Below are 16,588 nucleotides of genomic sequence, written 5' to 3'. Positions count from 1 at the left end.
CGCGGTTCGGTCGACCGTCGCGTCACAGCCAGGGTGGGGTCACGGGTCCGTTCACGTCCAGGTTGACTTTACGGACTCCACCGTGAAGCGTGCGCTTCATGATTGATCTGCGCAGGCTGCACGTGCTCCGCGCCGTCTCCCACTACGGCACCGTCACCGCGGCGGCCCGTGCCCTGCACTTCACCCCCTCGGCCGCCTCCCAGCAGATCCGGCAGCTCGCCCGGGACCTGGGCGTCGATCTGCTGGAACCGCAGGGGCGCGGCGTCCGGCTCACCCCGGCCGCCGAAAGCCTGCTCGCGCACGCCGACGCGATCGAGGCCCGCTGGGACGAGGCAGAACTGGATCTGCGGGCGGGGGAGGGAGCACCGGCGGGGCCACTGCGGGTGACGGGGTTCCCGGTGGCCGTCTCCGTCCTGCTGGCTCCGATGGCCGCGCGGCTGCGCGAGCGGCACCCCCGGCTGTCGGTGCGGATCCGGGAGGTCGAGGTGGCGGAGGGTTTCGACCTGCTCTTCGAGGGCGAGAGCGATCTCGCGGTGGTGGAGACGACCCCGTCCAACCCGCCGTCGGCCGACGCGCGCTTCGACCAGCGGCCGCTCCTGGACGACCCGTTCGACCTGGTGGTCCCCGAGGGTCACCCGCTGGCCGGACGGGACGGGGCCGACCTCGCCGCCGTGGCGCACGAGGCGTGGATAGCACCGGTGGCGCGGAGCCCCTGCCGCCCGCACGTGATGTCGGCGTGCGGTGCCGCCGGGTTCACCCCCGACGTGGTCCATCACGCGCTGGACTGGAACGTCACCGCGCACCTGGTCGCCCACGGGCTCGGGGTCGCGCTGGTGCCCAGGCTGGCCCGGCTGCCCCCCGGGCTGCCCATCGTCCGGGTGCCCTGCGCCGACCGGCCGCACCGCAGGCTGCTGACCTGCACCCGCAGCGGTGGTCACCGCCGTCCGGCGGTCGCGGCCGCGCTGGAGGAACTGCGCGTGCTGGCCGCCGCGGCGGTGGCCTGACACACGCCGGGACCGGAGCTCGGCCGAGCTCCGGTCCCGTCACGTACCGCTGCGCCGGTCAGGCGGCGACGGACTCGTCCGCGTGGCCGTGCAGCCGGGCGACGACCTCGGTCAGCTGCGCGGCGACCTCGGCGTCGTCGGCCGGGTGGGTCTCGGCGAAGCGGGTCACCGAACCGGGGATGGACAGCTTGAGGTCCTCGATCACCTTGCCGCCGGCGATGCCCACGGCCTTGCGGGCCTCGTCCTGCGCCCACACGCCCCCGTACTGGCCGAAGGCGGTGCCGACCACGGCGACGGGCTTGCCGGTGAAGGCGCCGACGCCGTAGGGGCGGGACAGCCAGTCGATGGCGTTCTTCAGAACGGCCGGGATGGTGCCGTTGTACTCGGGCGAGAAGAGCAGGAAGGCCTGCGAGCCCTGGGCGGCCTCGCGCAGCTTCGCGGCGGCGGCCGGGACGCTGCCCTCCACGTCGATGTCCTCGTTGTAGAAGGGGATGTCGGCGAGCCCCTCGAACAGCTGCACCTCGGCGCCCTCCGGCGCGAACCTGACGGCCGCCTCGGCGAGCTGGCGGTTGTGCGAACCGGCGCGAAGGCTGCCGACGAGCGCAAGGATGCGGACAGACATGAGTACTCCCACTGCTGGAACAGATGCTGACGCGTGCGGAATCACTGCCGTTTTCACGATCCGGACCGAGGTCCGTTTAATTTCTAACATCCCAAGCGGACCGCGGTCCAGTTTTGTTCCCGATGCTTTACGCTGGCCTCATGTCCGCCGCCCTGCCACCCCTGCCGAAACCCGAGGAGACCGCCGGTCCGCCCGAGTTGCTGCAACTGGGCACGGGGATCGAGGAGGACGAGCGCTGTCTGCGCGCCGACGCCGCGCGCAACCGCGCCCGGCTGCTGGAGGCCGCCGAGCGGCTGGTCGCCGAGCACGGCGCGGCCGGTCTCACCATGGAGGCGGTGGCCGCCGCGGCCTCGGTGGGCAAGGGCACGGTCTTCCGGCGCTTCGGCGACCGCACCGGGCTGCTCGCGGCGCTCCTCGACCACTCCGAGCGGAAGTTCCAGGCATCGCTCCTGAGCGGTCCGCCGCCCCTGGGTCCCGGAGCGCCGCCCGTCGAGCGGCTGCGGGCCTTCGGCTGCGCGATGCTGCGCCGCGCCATCGACGAACTCGACCTGCAACTGGCCGCGGAGCCGAGCCCGGAACGCCGCCACACCTTCGCTCCGCGCCGCTTCCTGCGCGGTCACGTCGCCCTGCTGCTGCGGGAGGCGGTGCCCGACGGGGACAGCGAACTCCTGTCCCACACGCTGATGGCGTATCTCGACGCCGCGCTGATCCACCACCTCACCGAACAGTGCGGGCTGCCCCCGGAACGGGTGCGGGCGGGCTGGCTCGACCTGGTCGCGCGGGTGACCCGCACCGACCCCCCGGCCACCGGGACCGAGCCCCCGGCCACCGCGCCGACGGTGTGAACTCCGGGCGCGACGGCGGACGTTCCCCCGCCCGTCGCCCCGCGTCCGGCTTCTGCCAGGATGCCGTACGTCATGGTGATACCGAATCCGCCGGTCCCCGAGCCCCCCGCACCGCGCTCCGTGCCCACGAGCGCCGATGTGGCCCGCCTGGCCGGCGTCTCGCGCGCGACCGTCTCCTACGTCCTCAACAACACCGGCACCGTCCGGATCAGCGAGCCCACCCGCCGCCGCGTCCGCGAGGCCGCCCGGGAACTCGGGTACGTCCCCCACGCCGCGGCCCGCTCCCTGCGCGCCGGACACAGCCGTATGGTCCTGATGCCGACGCCGTCCTTCCCGGCGGGCCCGCTCTACACCCGCTTCCTCGGCGAACTCCAGTGGGCCCTGGGCCGTCTGGACTACACCGTCGTGCACTACGGCTCCGCGGGCCCGCGCGGCGACGAGGCCGCCCGCGCCTGGGCCGAGCTGCGCCCGGTCGCCGTCCTCGCACCCGGTTCCGACCTCGGCCCGCAGGGCGTGGAGGTTCTCAAGCGCTCCGGAGCCCGGGCGGTCATCACCCTCGGCCCGGAGGCCGTCGACGGAGCGCACGCCCTGCTCACGGACCAGGAGGGCGTCGGCCGCCGCGCGACCCGCCACCTCTACGACCGCGGATGCCGCAGAATCGGCGTCGTCGTGCCCACGGAGCGCGGCCTGGACGTCTTCTCGGCGCCGCGCCTCGCCGGCGCCCGCCGCGCTGTCGGCGGCACCGACGCCACCGTCACCGAACTACCCCTCGACTACGACGAGCGGGACGCCGCCCGCCTGGCCGCCCGCTGGAACGCCCTGGGGCTCGACGCGGTGTTCGCGTACAACGACGAGTACGCGATGCTGCTGATGCGGGCCCTTCAGGACGAGGGCCTCGACATCCCCGGCGACGCGGCCGTGATCGGCGCCGACGACCTGATGCTGGGCCGCCTGCTGCGGCCCCGGCTGAGCACCGTCCACCTGGAACTGCCCGCCGGCCGTGACCTGGCCGCACTCGTCGACCGGGCGGTGCACGACCCCGAGGCCGCGCCCGAGCGCCGCAAGGTGCTGGGCGCGACGGTGGTGCACCGGGGGTCGAGCTGACCGGCGGCCGGACTGCCCGCTACTGGCCTTCCCGACCGTCCTGGCCCGCCTGCGCCTGCTGCTCGGCGACCGCCTTGCGGACCTCGTCCATGTCCAGCTTCCGGGCCTGACCGATGACGTCCGTCAGGGCCTCCTCCGGCAGCGCGCCCGGCTGCGAGAACACGGCCACCTGGTCCCGCACGATCATCAGCGTGGGAATCGACTGGATGCCGAAGGCCTGCGCCAGCTCCGGCTGCGCCTCGGTGTCGACCTTGCCGAACACCAGGTCGGGATTGGCGTCGGCGGCCTTCTCGTAGACCGGGGCGAACTGACGGCACGGACCGCACCACGACGCCCAGAAGTCGATCAGCACGAACTCGTTGTCCGTGACCGTCTGGTCGAAGTTCTCCTTGGTGAGTTCCACGGTGCTGGTCATGAGGTGATCCCTCTTCCTGGTTTCGGGGGAGAATCCGTCGGCACAACACTGCCGACCTGGTGGGTATTCCGCGCACGTACCCATGTGGCCACGCCGCACACCACCCGCCAGACTGGCCCCATGACGCAATCGGATTCCCTCATGTACGACGTCGTCGTGATCGGCGCGGGCCCCGTCGGGGAGAACGTCGCCGACCGCACCCGCGCGGCCGGGTTGTCCACCGCGATCGTGGAGAGCGAACTGGTCGGCGGCGAATGCTCCTACTGGGCGTGCATGCCCAGCAAGGCCCTGCTGCGTCCCGTCCTCGCCCGCGCGGACGCCCGTCGCCTGCCCGGCCTCGCCCAGGCCGTGCGGGACCCGCTCGACGCCCCGGCCGTCCTCGCCCGCCGCGACGAGTTCACCGCGCACTGGAAGGACGACGGCCAGGTCCAGTGGGTCGAGGGCATCGGGGCCGATCTGTATCGCGGACAGGGCCGCATCGCCGGGCCGCGCACGGTGGAGGTGGCCGGTCCCGACGGCACCCGCCGGGTACTCACCGCCCGGCACGCGGTCGCGGTCTGCACCGGCAGCGGTGCCGCCCTGCCGCCGCTGCCCGGACTCGCCGAGGTGCGCCCCTGGACCAGCCGCGAGGCCACCAGCGCCGAGAGCGCGCCCGGCCGGCTGCTCGTGATCGGCGGCGGCGTCGTCGCCGTCGAGATGGCCACCGCCTGGCAGGCCCTCGGCTCCCGGGTGACGATGCTGGTACGCGGCGAGGACGGCCTGCTCGCCCGTATGGAGCCGTTCGCCGGGGACCTCGTCGCCGAGGCGCTCACCGAGGCCGGGGTGGACATCCGGACCGGCGTCTCCGTCGAGTCCGTCACCCGGGAGAACGGCACCGTCGTCGCCGTGACCGACACCGGTGACCGCATCGAGGCCGACGAGATCCTCTTCGCCACCGGCCGGGTGCCCCGCACCGGCGACATCGGCCTGGAGACCGTCGGCCTGGAACCCGGTTCCTGGCTGCCGGTCGACGACAGCCTCCGCGTCGAGGGCCACGACTGGTTGTACGCCGTCGGCGACGTCAACCACCGCGCTCTCCTCACCCACCAGGGCAAGTACCAGGCGCGCATCGCGGGAGCCGTCATCGCCGCCCGTGCCTCCGGGGTGCCGATCCTCGAGTCCGACCCCTGGGGCGCGCACGCCGCGACCGCCGACCACGACGCCGTCCCCCAGGTGGTGTTCACGGATCCGGAGGTGGCGTCCGTCGGCCTGAGCCTGGCCGAGGCCGAGCAGGCGGGACACCGGGTCCGCGCCGTCGACGTCGACATCGCCGTGGCGGGGTCGAGCCTGTACGGCGACGGCTACAAGGGCCGTGCCCGGATGGTGGTCGACCTGGAGGACGAGATCGTCCGCGGGGTCACCTTCGTCGGCCCGGGGGTCGGCGAGATGATCCACTCCGCGACCGTCGCCGTCGCCGGCCGGGTGCCGATCAGCCGCCTGTGGCACGCGGTTCCGTCGTACCCGACGATCAGCGAGGTGTGGCTGCGGCTCCTGGAGACGTACCGGGACAACTGACCCGTGGGCGACGGGTAGTCGCCACCGGAGCCGGGAGCCCGGAGCCCGGAGCCGGGAGGCCGGAGGCCGGAGGCCGGCCCGGCACGCCCGGGCAGCCCTCGAGGAACGCGGCCCATGGCTCGGCCGCCGTCGCCCTCGCCGTCAACGCTCACCGTTCAGCGAAGTCGCCCGCGAGAGCGGAGGCGATGCGCAGCTGGGCGTCGGCCTCCGCCTGCCGCCCCTGCCGTTCGAGGGTGCGGCCCAGCATCAGCCGGGCGTACTGCTCTGCCGGATCGCGCTCGACGACGATCCGCAGCTCGGCCTCCGCCCGCCGCAGTTGGGCCGAGTGGTAGTAGGAGCGCGCCAGCAGCAGCCGCGGTCCGGTCTGCTCGGGCACCTCCCCGACCAGTCCGTCCAGGACCCGTGCCGCGGCGGCGTAGTCCTTGGCGTCGAAGAACATCCGCGCGCGCTCCCAGCGCTCCGCCGGCGTTCCGTGGTCGTAGTACGTCGTGTCCACTCGTGACCTCCTCCGGCGTACTGCAACCACGCCCCACGGTTGAACATTCCACTACCGGGGCGCCGAGTGGAGGCCGGACGGCCGACCGGTCCGGCCAGCTCGCCGGACCGGTCGGCCGGTCCCGGTCAGTGGTGGCCGTGCGGGCGCAGCCACTGCCGCCGGTGTCCGGACGGGCGGCGGTGTCCGGCCGTCTCGTCCGAGGCGTCGGCGCTGCCGTCCGAGCCTTCCAGGCGGCCGGCCAGCTCGTCACGCTCCGTCGTGGCACGCCTGGCGGTCTCCCGTTCCCTGCGGCGCTTCTTGCCGCGGTGGCGCGCCAGCACCGTCCCGGCCAGGAGCATCCACATACCCAGGCCGAAGATCAGCGTCAGCGCGATACCGCCGAGGAACGCCCCGAGCGTGCTGATCGTGAAGGGTTCGCTCCCCAGCAGGGTGACGGTGTAGTCCGGACCGCCGGACAGGTTGTACGCGATCAGCAGGCCTGCGAAGGCGGCGGCGCCCGCCATGAGCAGGAGACCCAGCACCAGCATGGTTCTCACCTCGTCGCACGTCGATGTCCTCCACTCGGGTCACCACCAGGAAAGGGGCAAAACGCGCATCTTGCGACCCGACGTCCTGGACGAGGCACGGTTCGCCGGGGCCGGTCTCGTCCACCTGAGCGGGTGACGCCGGTCATCGCCTTCGTCGGTCCGGACGAGGCCCGGGGGCTGTGGGGCGCCGGTCTGACCGGGCCGGGCGTCCGCCGGTCGCTGAGCCGCCCGCGCGCGGTCGGGCCGATACCCGCCAGTGCCGTCGGCACGACCGGAAGGAGCAGCGCGGCGCCCAGCGTGATCTCACCGGCGGTGAGCAGACGGACGAATGTCGCGGGCCGCGGTCTGCCGAGGAACGGATAGGTGTCCTTCGCCATTGGGCGCATCATGGCGGCGCTCTGCTCATCGGCCCCGCGTTCGGCCAGACCGGAGTTGAGGATGAAGGCCCCGGTGGCCAGTCGCGGGGCGACATGCCTGAATTCGACGGGCACACGTATGGGTACTCCTAGTACTCCAGTCTGGTTCGGTGATCGATCCAGTGGGCCAGTCGGCGGTCCGTCGTCGGGAGTGGCTGCGTCGGGCTGTTGCCAGTGGCGTCTGCGCCAGATGTACCAGGGCCAGCGAGTGTCATCTTTTTCCGGTAGCACCCCAAAGACACCCCCGAGCACCCCCGAGCACTGCCGAGCCGGTTGTCGAGGATGAACCTGGCGGGCGCGGTGCGTCGCAGCGTGAGCGGCCCCGGCCGCCGGGAGGTGGATGCCGAGCTATAGTCACTAGGTCGCGAAAAACGATGTCCCGCTGGTCCACCCGCCGGACATCGCTCGTACATCGATGCAGATGGTTCTGATCGTTGAGCGTCTCCTTGCTGAGATCGGGCCTCCCGCCCGCTTTCGGCGCTGACCATCGCCGGCGCGTGTCGGCGCGACAGAGGAGCGCAGCATGCAGAGGACCATCGCCGTTGTCGGAGCGGGACTGGGCGGGCTGACGCTCGCCCGGGTGCTTCAGACTCACGGTGTCGCCGCGACGATCTACGAGGGTGAGGCCTCGGCGACGACCCGTGCGCAGGGCGGCCTGCTCGACATCCAGGAAGAGACCGGCCAGGTCGCGCTTCGCGCAGCCGGTCTGTACGACGAGTTCCTCACTCTCGTCCGTCCGGGCGAGGACGCCAAGCGTGTGGCCGACCGCCACGGCACGATCCTGCTCGACATGCCTGCGGACCCCGGTTCGGCCCGTCCTGAGGTGGATCGTGGCGAACTCAGGCGTCTGCTCATCGACTCGCTGGCGCCTGGGACGATCAGGTGGGGTCACAAGCTCGCCTCGATCCGGCACCGTGTGGAGGGCGGCTACGACCTCGCCCTCGCGGATGGTTCCGGCACGCGCGCCGACATCGTCATCGGCGCGGACGGTGCCTGGTCGAAGGTGCGTCCGCTGCTCACCCCCGCCAAGCCCCTCTACAGCGGAACCTGCTTCATCGAGATCGCCCTCACCCCAGGCGGCCAGAACCATCGGGCGAGCGTGGCCGCGATCGGCAGCGGCACGCTGATGACGGTCGCGCCGGGCAAAGGCATCATCGCCCATCGCTACGCCGACGGGCACGTTCGCGGATACGTGGCGCTGAACAAGCCCGAGGAGTGGATGAGGTCGATCGACTTCGGCGACCCGTCCGCCGGCCTCCGCCAAGTCGCCGATGAGTTCGACGGCTGGTCGCCCCCGCTCACCGCCTTCGTGACGGAGAGCGACACGGAACCGTGGCTCCGACCCATCTATGCCCTTCCCGTCGGGCTCACATGGGACAGGGTGCCCGGCGTGACGCTCGTCGGCGACGCCGCGCACCTGATGTCGCCCTTTGCCGGCGAGGGCGCGAACCTCGCCATGTACGACGGCGCTGAGCTGGCGAGCAAGCTGGTTGAGCAGCCCGACGTCGAGGTCGCGCTCACCGCCTACGAAGAGCGGCTGTTCCTGCGTAGTAGCGACGCCGCCAGCCGCTCGGCGCAGAACCTGGAGATCTTCTTCGGCCGGGAAGCACCGCAGAGCGTAGTCACTCTGTTCGACCACCCCTGATACCCCGGTCCGGGCTCGCGATCTTGCCGCGGTCCCGGGGGCCCCGGCAACCAGCCGGGGACGTGCTCGGGCCGGGGAGACCGTGTACGTCGGGGGCGGCGCCGGCAACGTGGGCGGTGCCGCCGTGACCCTCGCCTCCCGGGCCGGCGCGCGCGTCGTCGCCACGGCCCGGCCCGAGGACGCCGCCGAGGTGCGCCACCTGGGGGCGGCCGAAGTCCTCGACTACCGGTCGCCCGACCTCGGTGAGCAGCTGCGCCGGGCCGCCCCCGGCGGCTACCACGTGCACCTGGACACGTCCGGGCGCGGGCTGCTCGCCGACGCCGTGGACCTGCTGGCCCCCGGCGGGCGACTGGTCGCGATGACCGGGCTGGGCCGGGGGGCCGCCGAACTGCCGCTCGGCCGCCTCTACACCCGCGACGCGAGCATCGTGGGCTTCGCCCTCAGCAATGCCGCGACCGCGGACCTCGCCGAAGCGGCCGAGGGCGCCGTGGGTGCGCTCGGGGACACGCCGTGGCGCCCGCGCATCGCCGACCGACTGCCCCTGTCGAGGACGGCCGAGGCGCACCGCCGGATGGACGCCGGTGGGGTGCGCGGACGCCTCGTGCTCACGGTCGGGGCTGCGGACGGACGGTGAGCATCTGCTGGGCGTGGCCGACGGGGCCGTCCACGTCGTGCAGCACGGTGCTGGTGACGCCCTGGCCGGTGGGCCCGAAGACGACGGTGGTGTCCAGGCCGGTCCAGCGGCCGCGGGGCGCGCGGTGCAGGTGCAGGGTCAGATCGACGTTCGGGAACATCCACTCCCTCGGCGACTGCCGGACCGCTATGCCGTTGGCCGTGTCGACCAGCGCGACGTAGGAGGCCAGCGGGCTCGCGCTCTCTCCGGCGACCAGGTCGAGGCCGGTGGAGACCCAGGCGGTGGTGCGGCCGGGGCCGGGCGGGGCGAGCGGGCGCACGTCCAGGGAGGCGATGTAGCCGCCGGGCCACTCGGCGTCCATCGGCCAGGGGGCGAGCGTGTCCGGCGCGGTCAGCCGGTCGGCGCCGCCACCGGCGACGGCGCCCGTGTCGACGTCCGCCAGCAACCAGGCCCTGGCCCGCGCCACGGACCGGCCCGCTATGAGCACCGTCGCCTCGACCAGCTCGATGGTGCGTCCGGGCCGGACGGTCTCCACCCGTATCTCGCACTCGTCCAGCGCCGGGCGGCCAAGGATGTCGAAGCTGATCCGGCTCAGTGACATCTCCGCACCCTCCCGGCCCGCCAGACGGCGGTCGACGGCGTGGACGATCAGACCCCCGAGCGGGCTGAAGTGCTGCTCGTCCGGGCTCCACGCGCCGCCCGCGTGCGAGGTGGGCTTGTAGCGGTGCTCGTCGATCCGCTCGTAGTAGCTGTCCGGGGTCGCTGTGCTGGTGTTCAACGGGCTGCTCCTGAACGACGGCGGTGACGGCGACGGCGGGCCCGAACGGCGGCGCCGAGGCCGCGACCAGGATAGTTCGGCGGCGAATGGACCCACGCCCGAGTGGCGCTCCGGCGGCTGGGAACCCGGGTTGTCGGGGGAGACGAGACCGAAGGAGCACGGCGATGGCGAAGAAGCGCGGCGACGACGAGAACCTCGAGAAGGGCGACCAGGTCACCTGGAGCAGCCACGGCTCCCGCACGGAGGGCGAGGTGGAGAAGAAGATCACCAAGCGCACCGAGGCGGCCGGCCGCACCGTGGACGCCTCCTCGGACGACCCGCAGTACCAGGTACGCAGCGACAAGTCGGGCAGGTCGGCGGTGCACAAGCCGTCCGCGCTGAAGAAGAAGTGAGGCGCCGTGGACGGCGACGAGCAGCACAGGACCCGGGACGATTTCCACGAGCTGGTGAACATGACACCGGCCGGACTGGACGAGTGGCTCGACAGCGACGAGTCGCAGGACGCCGGGCACCACAAGGACGGGGGCGAGTCCGTCGGGCACGCGTCCGGCCGCCGGATCGTCGAGATCCTGCGGAAGAAGAAGGACGACCTCTCGGACGACGACTACGAGCACATGCGCAAGGTCGTCGGCTACGTCCGCCGGCACCTGGCCCAGCGCCCGCCGGGCGACGTCGAGGACACCCGGTGGCGGTACTCGCTCATGAACTGGGGCCACGATCCCCTGGCGTGACGCCCCGCCCCGCCGCCCGCCCCTCGTAAGGAGACGCACACGCCATGGGAGACGACCCGTACCGGCGCCCCGAAGGCGTCAGCGACGAGACGGTCGAGGCCCTCGGGTCCCTGTCCAAGGCGCTGGAGACGACCGAGTGCGCCCGCGGTCATCTGTTCGCCTTCCACCAGCTCACCGGTTCGGCGGACTTCGAACTCGACCGGGCGCTCGAACTGCTGCGTGCCGCCGGCCACCCGGAGTGGGCGGAGCGCGTGCGCACCGAGCTCCTGGGCCGCAACGTCATCCCCGGCCACTGGACGTTCCAGATCGTCGAGGCGTACGACCGGACGTACTACCAGGCGTTCAGGGACCTGGAGCGCGCGGCGGTGGACCAGCTCGCCGGGGGGCGCGGCCACCTGTACGAGGCGGAGCTGAAGGAGGTCCGTCGGACCCGCGACCACCCGGACCACGCGTCCCGCCCCGACAGCCCCGGCGCGCGCCCGCCGGACGGCCCCTTCACCTGACGGCCGCCCGCGCTCCGTGCGGGGCCGGGCCCGTGCGGGGCTCAGTCGCGGCCGCGGGCCCGTCTGAAGCGGTCCAGTCCCTCGGCGAGGTCGACGACCGGGTCCGGATAGGCGTCGTACGCGGACCGCCGCGAGTCCGGCAGCCGCCACGGCTCGTGCACCAGGCGGCCCGCGAGGCCCGCCAGCTCGGGCACCCAGCGCCGGACGTACGACCCGTCGGGGTCGAACCGCCGCGCCTGCGTCGTGGGGTTGAGGACGCGGTGCGGGCGGGTGTCGGTGCCGGTGCGCCATCGCCGCCGCGAGCCCGGGTCGTCGGCAGGCCGCCCCCGGCCGCCCTCGCGTCCGCGCCGCCCCGGGCCCGCCGCCGGGGGCGACGCGGCGCCTGTCTCAGGGGCCGGGCGTACCCCGCGCCGGGCCGGCCGGCCGGGGGGCACGGGCGGCGGCGCGGGCGATGTTGCGGGCCATGCCGCCGAAGACCACGGCGTGGAACGGCCACACACTCCACCAGTACGCCTGACCCGCCAGCCCATGGGGATGGAACAACGCCCGCTGACGGTACCGGGTCCGTCCGGCCTCGTCGGTCTCGGCGTACATCTCCAGCCAGGCCAGACCCGGCAGCCGCATCTCGGCGCGCAGCCGCAGCAGGCGACCGGGGACGACCTCCTCCACCCGCCAGAAGTCCAGCGAGTCGCCCACCCGCAGCCGCGCGGCGTCCCGGCGCCCGCGGCGCAGGCCCACTCCGCCGACCAGCCGGTCGAGCCGGCCCCGTACCGCCCAGGCCAGGGGGAAGGAGTACCAGCCGTTGTCGCCGCCGATGCCCTCGATGACCCGCCACAGCGCCTCGGGCGGCGCGGCGACGGTCAACGCGCGGTGGTCGGTGTAGAGGCTGCCGCCGGCCCAGTCGGGGTCGGTGGGCAGCGGATCGCTGGGCGCCCCCGGTACGGACGCGGACGACCAGCGGGTGCTGACCCGGGCCTCCCGCACCCGTTGCAGGGCCAGTCGCAGCGCGTCGTCGAAGCCGAGCGGACAGCCCGGCGGGGGCGGCACGTAGCGGACGATGTCGTTCTCGCGGCACACCACCTCGTGCCGCAGCGACTCGGTGAGCGGACGCGCGATGCGCGCCGGTACCGGCGTGACCAGCCCGACCCAGTGGCTGGACAGGCCGGGGGAGAGCACCGGCACCGAAAGGATCAGCCGCCTGGGCAGCTCGGCGACCTCGGCGTAGCGGACCATCATGTCCCGGTAGGTCAGGATGTCGGGACCGCCGATGTCGAAGGTCCGGGACACCTCGTCGGGCATGGTCTCGCTGCCGACGAGGGCGCGCAGCACGTCCCGGACGGCGACCGGCTGGACCCGGGTGTGGACCCAGCTGGGCGTGACCATCACCGGCAGCCGCTCGGTGAGGTAGCGCAGCATCTCGAAGGAGGCCGATCCGGAGCCGATGACGACCGCCGCGCGCAGCACGGTCGTGGGTACCCCGGAGGCCAGCAGGATGCGGCCGACCTCCGCGCGGGAGCGCAGGTGCGGCGACAGGTCGCGCTCGGGCACGTCGGACGGCGTCAGGCCGCCCAGGTAGACGATGCGCCGCACCCCGGCCGCCTTCGCCCGCCCGGCGAAGACGCGCGCCGCCCGCCGGTCGGTCGCCTCGAAGTCGTCGCCGCTGCCCAGCGCGTGCACCAGGTAGTAGGCGACGTCGACGCCCTCCGTCGCCCGCGCCACCGAGTCGGCGTCGGTGGCGTCCCCGCGCACCACCTCGACCTCCCCGGCCCAGGGATGGTCGCGCAGCTTGTGCGGGGAGCGGGCCAGGCACCGCACCCGGTGCCCGGCGCCGAGCAGTTCGGGCACGAGGCGGCCCCCGATGTATCCCGTCGCGCCGGTGACCAGGCAGCGCGGGCCCGTTCCGCCGCCCTCGCCGCTCACCCGGTCGGGTCCTTCGCTTCCCTGGCTCATGGGGCTCCGTATCTCGCCGGACAGTCGTCACCCTGACCACTTCCCCCGAACGGGCCGCGGTGGCCGCGTCCCGGCTCAGGTTGACCCTTCTATACGCTGATCACGTGGCGACAGCGAACCAGCGCGGACAGCACGCGCACGAGCGGGGCACCGGGTCCGGACCCGACGCGAGCGACCTGCACGTCCTCGCCGCTCAGCTGAGGCGGATGAACGGCGAGATCAACCGCCTCGTGCACGGTTTCGCCGGCGCCCACGGCCTGCACGCCACCGACGTCCAGGCGCTCGCCGCGATCCTGGACGCGCGCGAGCCCATGACGCCGGGGCGGCTGCGCGAGCACCTGGGGCTGACCTCGGGCGCGGTGACGGCGTGCGTGGACCGGCTGGAGCGCGCGGGGCACGTGCGCCGGGTCCGGGAGAGCGCGGACCGCCGGGTCGTGCACCTGCGCTACGTCCCCGCGGCCCGCCAGGCGGCCCGGGCGTACTTCCTTCCGCTGGCCGAGGCCGCCGCCACCGCCCGCGCGCGCTTCGACGACGACGAACTCGCGGTCGTGGTCCGCTTCCTGACGGCGATGAACGAGGAACTGCGGCTCGTCCGTTCGGACGACGGCTGAATCACCCGGCCGTGCCGCATCCGGGCAGGCGGCCGGGGAAGAAGTCGGTGTGTCACGACGACCCCGGATAACTCGACCATTGAGATTGTTTATGATCGAGTCACCTTCGCGCCGCTGGAGACCTGGAGACCCGCCACCGATGTCCATCCCCTCCCGACGGGCCCGCTGGCTCGTCCCCGCCGTCCTGCTCCTGGTCTGGCTCGGCATCGGCGGAGCGCTCGGACCGTACGCCGGAAAGCTCGGCGACGTCGCCACCAACGACCAGGCCGCCTTCCTGCCGCGCGGCGCGGAGTCCACCCGGGTCATCGACGCCCGGAAGGCCTTCCAGCAGGACGAGACGCTCCCGGTCATCGTCGTGTGGACCGCCGACGGCGGCGGTCCCGTCACCGCGCACCGCTCCGGGGCCACCCGCTCCGTCGCCGCCCTGAAGGGCGCGCCCGGTGTCGTCGGGCAGCCCTCGCCCGCGCTGCCCTCCGACGACGGCGAGGCCCTGCAGGCCGTCGTCCAGGTCGAGCCCGGCCTCGGCGACGCACTGCCCGACGTGCTCGCGCGGATCGGCGACGCCGCCGAGAAGGTGCCCGGCACACGGGCGCGACTGGCCGGTCCGGCAGCCTCCCAGGCGGACCTCTCCGACGCCTTCTCGGGCATCGACGGGCTGCTGCTCGGCGTCGCGCTGATCACCGTGCTGGTCATCCTGCTGCTCGTCTACCGCAGCCTCCTGCTGCCCCTGGTCATCATCCTCGGCGCCGTCTTCGCCCTCGGACTGGCCTGCGCCATCGTCTACGCGCTCGCCGAGCGTGACGTCGTACGCGTCGACGGACAGGTCCAGGGCATCCTCTCCATCCTGGTCATCGGCGCCGCCACCGACTACGCGCTGCTGCTCACCGCGCGCTTCCGCGAGGAACTGGCCCGGCACCCGGACCGATTCGCCGCCGTGCGCGCCGCCCTGCGGGCCTCCTGGGGGGCCGTCGTGGCCAGCGCGGCGACCGTCGCCCTGGCCCTGCTGGCCCTGCTGCTGAGCGACCTGACCAACAACCGCGCGCTCGGGCCCGTCGGCGCCATCGGCATCGTCTGCGCCGTACTGAGCACGCTCACCTTCCTGCCCGCCGTCCTGGTCCTGCTCGGCCGGGCCGCCTACTGGCCGGCCAAGCCCGTACGCACCGGCGACCCGGAGGCCGGACACCGTCTGTGGCGCCGCGTCGCGGAACTGGTGGACCGGGCCCCGCGCCGCATCTGGGCGATCTCCCTGGCCGCGCTGGTCGCCTGCGCCGCCTTCGCGCCGACGCTGACCTCCGAGGGCGTCCCCCTAAACGAGATCTTCGTGAACGACACCCCGTCGGTCGCCGCCCAGCAGACCCTCGCGCGGCACTTCCCCGGCGGTTCCGGCAACCCCGCCGTGATCATCGCTGAGGCCGACCGGCTCGACCCGGTCCTCGCGGCCGCCCGCGACACCCGCGGCGTCGCCTCCGCCGCCCCGGTGGCCGGCTCCGGCCGTCCCGGCGGAGGTGAGCCGAAGGTGGTCGACGGGCGAGTACGGATCGACGCGACGCTCCAGGCACCGGCCGACAGCGACGCCGCCAAGAGCACCGTCGCCCGTCTCAGGTCGGCCGTCCACGACGTGCCCGGCGCCGACGCCCTCGTCGGCGGCTACACCGCCCAGCAGTACGACACCCAGCGCACCGCCGAGCACGACCGCACGCTCATCGTGCCCGTGGTCCTCGCCATCATCCTGGTCATCCTGATCGCCCTGCTGCGGGCGCTGCTGATGCCGGTGCTGCTGGTGGCGACGGTGGCGCTGAACTTCGTGGCCACCCTGGGCGTCGCGGCCCTGGTCTTCACCCACGTGTTCGGCTTCAGCGGCACGGACGCCTCCGTCCCGCTGTACGGGTTCGTCTTCCTCGTCGCCCTCGGCGTGGACTACAACATCTTCCTCATGTCCCGGGTCCGGCAGGAGTCGCTGCGCCACGGGGTGCGGGAGGGCATCCTGCGCGGTCTGACGGCCACCGGCGGCGTGATCACCTCGGCCGGGGTCGTCCTCGCCGCCACCTTCGCCGCGCTCGGGGTGATCCCGCTGGCCTTCCTGGTGCAGATCGCCTTCATCGTGGCCTTCGGCGTCCTGCTGGACACGCTGGTGGTGCGCTCGCTGCTGGTGCCGGCGCTCGCCCGCGACATCGGCACGGTCGCCTGGTGGCCGGGTCGGCCGGGCCGTCGGAGCCGGGCCGGGGCGGAGTGACCCGCTCCGCCGGGGGCGTCAGGCGTCCGGGCGCTCCGCGAGGGGGCGCACCGTGCCGAGGAAGCGCCGTACGTCGATCTCGATGACGACCCGCTGCGGGTTCGCCCGGGGCTGCCGGTAGCGGGCCGCGTACCGGGCCTCGGCGTCGTGGACCGCCCCGGCGTCGTCCCGCACGGACGCGACGCCCTCCAGCGTGGACCAGCGCCTGCCGTCCACCTGGCCCACCGCGACGACGCCCCCCGCCGCGCGCCGCACATTGCGCGCCTTCGTGGTGTCCCGGCTCGTGATGACCCGCGCCGTACGGGTGGCATGGTCGTACGTCACCCCGACCGGGACCAGGTGCGGCGTCCCGTCGGCCCGCGGCGTCGACAGGAAGCAGATCCGGCGCTCCTGCCAGAACCGGACGAACTCCTCGTCCGCGTCGTGCCGTTCCCGGCTGTCCATCCGATCTCCTCGCCCGCGCCGTGTGTGCTCCGTCCGGGACAGCATCGCCCGGCGGGCCGGGCGGCCGCTCGTCGGG

Annotated in this window: 18 protein-coding genes and 1 pseudogene; 11 read left to right on the top strand and 8 right to left on the bottom strand. The window is 73.5% G+C overall.

Going from position 1 to position 16,588, the window contains the following annotated elements; translation table 11 throughout:
* The first annotated feature begins 98 nt into the window (after positions 1-98).
* The gene (locus ACGFYH_RS13285; protein ID WP_393803245.1) at positions 99-1,004 is read left to right on the top strand and encodes a LysR family transcriptional regulator; all 906 of its coding nucleotides are present in this window, start codon (positions 99-101) and stop codon (positions 1,002-1,004) included.
* Positions 1,005-1,062: 58 nt separating this feature from the next.
* Here ACGFYH_RS13285 and ACGFYH_RS13280 read toward each other — a convergent pair whose 3' ends face one another.
* Positions 1,063-1,626 (bottom strand): NAD(P)H-dependent oxidoreductase, encoded by a 564-nt coding sequence (locus tag ACGFYH_RS13280; RefSeq protein WP_393803244.1) that lies wholly within the window; start codon positions 1,624-1,626, stop codon positions 1,063-1,065.
* A 140-nt stretch (positions 1,627-1,766) separates the two neighbouring features.
* Here ACGFYH_RS13280 and ACGFYH_RS13275 point away from each other — a divergent pair, with 140 nt between their 5' ends.
* Together ACGFYH_RS13275 and ACGFYH_RS13270 are read left to right on the top strand one after the other, a co-directional pair.
* The gene (locus tag ACGFYH_RS13275) at positions 1,767-2,471 is read left to right on the top strand and encodes a TetR/AcrR family transcriptional regulator (protein ID WP_393803243.1); all 705 of its coding nucleotides are present in this window, start codon (positions 1,767-1,769) and stop codon (positions 2,469-2,471) included.
* A 60-nt stretch (positions 2,472-2,531) separates the two neighbouring features.
* Positions 2,532-3,575 carry a LacI family DNA-binding transcriptional regulator gene (locus ACGFYH_RS13270; RefSeq protein ID WP_393803242.1) on the top strand — a complete coding sequence of 348 codons (1,044 nt, stop codon included), beginning with the start codon at positions 2,532-2,534 and terminating at the stop codon, positions 3,573-3,575.
* A gap of 19 nt (positions 3,576-3,594) precedes the next feature.
* Here the strand turns inward: ACGFYH_RS13270 and trxA are convergent, their stop codons facing one another.
* A complete protein-coding gene (gene trxA, locus ACGFYH_RS13265) occupies positions 3,595-3,990 on the bottom strand; it encodes a thioredoxin (protein WP_393803241.1) in 396 nt (131 codons plus the stop codon).
* A gap of 120 nt (positions 3,991-4,110) precedes the next feature.
* Between trxA and ACGFYH_RS13260 the strand changes: the two genes are divergently transcribed.
* Complete coding sequence (locus ACGFYH_RS13260; RefSeq protein ID WP_393803240.1) at positions 4,111-5,544, top strand: dihydrolipoyl dehydrogenase family protein; 1,434 nt, start codon at positions 4,111-4,113, stop codon at positions 5,542-5,544.
* A gap of 148 nt (positions 5,545-5,692) precedes the next feature.
* Here ACGFYH_RS13260 and ACGFYH_RS13255 read toward each other — a convergent pair whose 3' ends face one another.
* Both ACGFYH_RS13255 and ACGFYH_RS13250 read right to left on the bottom strand, forming a co-directional pair.
* Complete coding sequence (locus ACGFYH_RS13255; protein ID WP_393803239.1) at positions 5,693-6,040, bottom strand: tetratricopeptide repeat protein; 348 nt, start codon at positions 6,038-6,040, stop codon at positions 5,693-5,695.
* 125 nt (positions 6,041-6,165) lie between these two features.
* Entirely contained in the window at positions 6,166-6,567 is a 402-nt protein-coding gene (locus ACGFYH_RS13250; protein ID WP_393803238.1) for a hypothetical protein, read from the bottom strand.
* 939 nt (positions 6,568-7,506) lie between these two features.
* Between ACGFYH_RS13250 and ACGFYH_RS13245 the strand changes: the two genes are divergently transcribed.
* On the top strand, positions 7,507-8,628 hold the full coding sequence (locus ACGFYH_RS13245) for an FAD-dependent oxidoreductase (protein WP_393803237.1): 1,122 nt from the start codon (positions 7,507-7,509) through the stop codon (positions 8,626-8,628).
* An 82-nt stretch (positions 8,629-8,710) separates the two neighbouring features.
* Positions 8,711-9,262, top strand: a complete 552-nt coding sequence (locus ACGFYH_RS13240; protein WP_393803236.1) for a zinc-binding dehydrogenase — start codon at positions 8,711-8,713, stop codon at positions 9,260-9,262.
* Here the strand turns inward: ACGFYH_RS13240 and ACGFYH_RS13235 are convergent.
* The gene (locus tag ACGFYH_RS13235; protein ID WP_393803235.1) at positions 9,234-10,040 is read right to left on the bottom strand and encodes a thioesterase family protein; all 807 of its coding nucleotides are present in this window, start codon (positions 10,038-10,040) and stop codon (positions 9,234-9,236) included. The two genes, ACGFYH_RS13240 and ACGFYH_RS13235, sit on opposite strands and share 29 nt — an antisense overlap.
* Positions 10,041-10,204: 164 nt before the next feature.
* Here ACGFYH_RS13235 and ACGFYH_RS13230 point away from each other — a divergent pair, with 164 nt between their 5' ends.
* The 3 genes from ACGFYH_RS13230 to ACGFYH_RS13220 are packed head-to-tail and all read left to right on the top strand — an operon-like array spanning position 10,205 to position 11,274.
* A complete protein-coding gene (locus tag ACGFYH_RS13230; protein ID WP_393803234.1) occupies positions 10,205-10,432 on the top strand; it encodes a DUF2945 domain-containing protein in 228 nt (75 codons plus the stop codon).
* Positions 10,433-10,438: 6 nt separating this feature from the next.
* A complete protein-coding gene (locus ACGFYH_RS13225; RefSeq protein ID WP_393803233.1) occupies positions 10,439-10,771 on the top strand; it encodes a DUF3140 domain-containing protein in 333 nt (110 codons plus the stop codon).
* Between the two features lie 44 nt (positions 10,772-10,815).
* Positions 10,816-11,274 carry a hypothetical protein gene (locus tag ACGFYH_RS13220; protein WP_393803232.1) on the top strand — a complete coding sequence of 153 codons (459 nt, stop codon included), beginning with the start codon at positions 10,816-10,818 and terminating at the stop codon, positions 11,272-11,274.
* Positions 11,275-11,315: 41 nt separating this feature from the next.
* On the opposite strand, the pseudogene ACGFYH_RS13215 reads toward ACGFYH_RS13220, so the two are convergent.
* Positions 11,316-11,558, bottom strand: a pseudogene (locus ACGFYH_RS13215) (FAD-binding domain-containing protein); the annotation flags it as partial.
* 103 nt (positions 11,559-11,661) lie between these two features.
* Positions 11,662-13,224 carry an SDR family oxidoreductase gene (locus ACGFYH_RS13210; protein WP_393803231.1) on the bottom strand — a complete coding sequence of 521 codons (1,563 nt, stop codon included), beginning with the start codon at positions 13,222-13,224 and terminating at the stop codon, positions 11,662-11,664.
* A 104-nt stretch (positions 13,225-13,328) separates the two neighbouring features.
* On the opposite strand from ACGFYH_RS13210, the gene ACGFYH_RS13205 reads away from it, so the two are divergent.
* Together ACGFYH_RS13205 and ACGFYH_RS13200 are read left to right on the top strand one after the other, a co-directional pair.
* The gene (locus tag ACGFYH_RS13205; protein ID WP_393803230.1) at positions 13,329-13,835 is read left to right on the top strand and encodes a MarR family winged helix-turn-helix transcriptional regulator; all 507 of its coding nucleotides are present in this window, start codon (positions 13,329-13,331) and stop codon (positions 13,833-13,835) included.
* A 139-nt stretch (positions 13,836-13,974) separates the two neighbouring features.
* Complete coding sequence (locus ACGFYH_RS13200; protein WP_393803229.1) at positions 13,975-16,068, top strand: MMPL family transporter; 2,094 nt, start codon at positions 13,975-13,977, stop codon at positions 16,066-16,068.
* A gap of 18 nt (positions 16,069-16,086) precedes the next feature.
* On the opposite strand, the gene ACGFYH_RS13195 is transcribed toward ACGFYH_RS13200, so the two are convergent.
* On the bottom strand, positions 16,087-16,512 hold the full coding sequence (locus ACGFYH_RS13195) for a TIGR03618 family F420-dependent PPOX class oxidoreductase (RefSeq protein WP_393803228.1): 426 nt from the start codon (positions 16,510-16,512) through the stop codon (positions 16,087-16,089).
* Positions 16,513-16,588 lie beyond the last annotated feature (76 nt).

Source organism: Streptomyces sp. NPDC048392, assembly GCF_043200575.1.
GTDB lineage: Bacteria > Actinomycetota > Actinomycetes > Streptomycetales > Streptomycetaceae > Streptomyces.
This window is presented reverse-complemented; position numbering and strand designations above follow the sequence as displayed.

Coding starts and splice junctions, on each gene's coding strand:
- ACGFYH_RS13285 (WP_393803245.1), top strand. CDS start 99: ATGATTGATCTGCGCAGGCTGCACGTGCTCCGCGCCGTCTCCCACTAC.
- ACGFYH_RS13280 (WP_393803244.1), bottom strand. CDS start 1,626: ATGTCTGTCCGCATCCTTGCGCTCGTCGGCAGCCTTCGCGCCGGTTCG.
- ACGFYH_RS13275 (WP_393803243.1), top strand. CDS start 1,767: ATGTCCGCCGCCCTGCCACCCCTGCCGAAACCCGAGGAGACCGCCGGT.
- ACGFYH_RS13270 (WP_393803242.1), top strand. CDS start 2,532: ATGCCGTACGTCATGGTGATACCGAATCCGCCGGTCCCCGAGCCCCCC.
- trxA (WP_393803241.1), bottom strand. CDS start 3,990: ATGACCAGCACCGTGGAACTCACCAAGGAGAACTTCGACCAGACGGTC.
- ACGFYH_RS13260 (WP_393803240.1), top strand. CDS start 4,111: ATGACGCAATCGGATTCCCTCATGTACGACGTCGTCGTGATCGGCGCG.
- ACGFYH_RS13250 (WP_393803238.1), bottom strand. CDS start 6,567: ATGCTGGTGCTGGGTCTCCTGCTCATGGCGGGCGCCGCCGCCTTCGCA.
- ACGFYH_RS13245 (WP_393803237.1), top strand. CDS start 7,507: ATGCAGAGGACCATCGCCGTTGTCGGAGCGGGACTGGGCGGGCTGACG.
- ACGFYH_RS13230 (WP_393803234.1), top strand. CDS start 10,205: ATGGCGAAGAAGCGCGGCGACGACGAGAACCTCGAGAAGGGCGACCAG.
- ACGFYH_RS13220 (WP_393803232.1), top strand. CDS start 10,816: ATGGGAGACGACCCGTACCGGCGCCCCGAAGGCGTCAGCGACGAGACG.
- ACGFYH_RS13210 (WP_393803231.1), bottom strand. CDS start 13,224: ATGAGCCAGGGAAGCGAAGGACCCGACCGGGTGAGCGGCGAGGGCGGC.
- ACGFYH_RS13200 (WP_393803229.1), top strand. CDS start 13,975: ATGTCCATCCCCTCCCGACGGGCCCGCTGGCTCGTCCCCGCCGTCCTG.
- ACGFYH_RS13195 (WP_393803228.1), bottom strand. CDS start 16,512: ATGGACAGCCGGGAACGGCACGACGCGGACGAGGAGTTCGTCCGGTTC.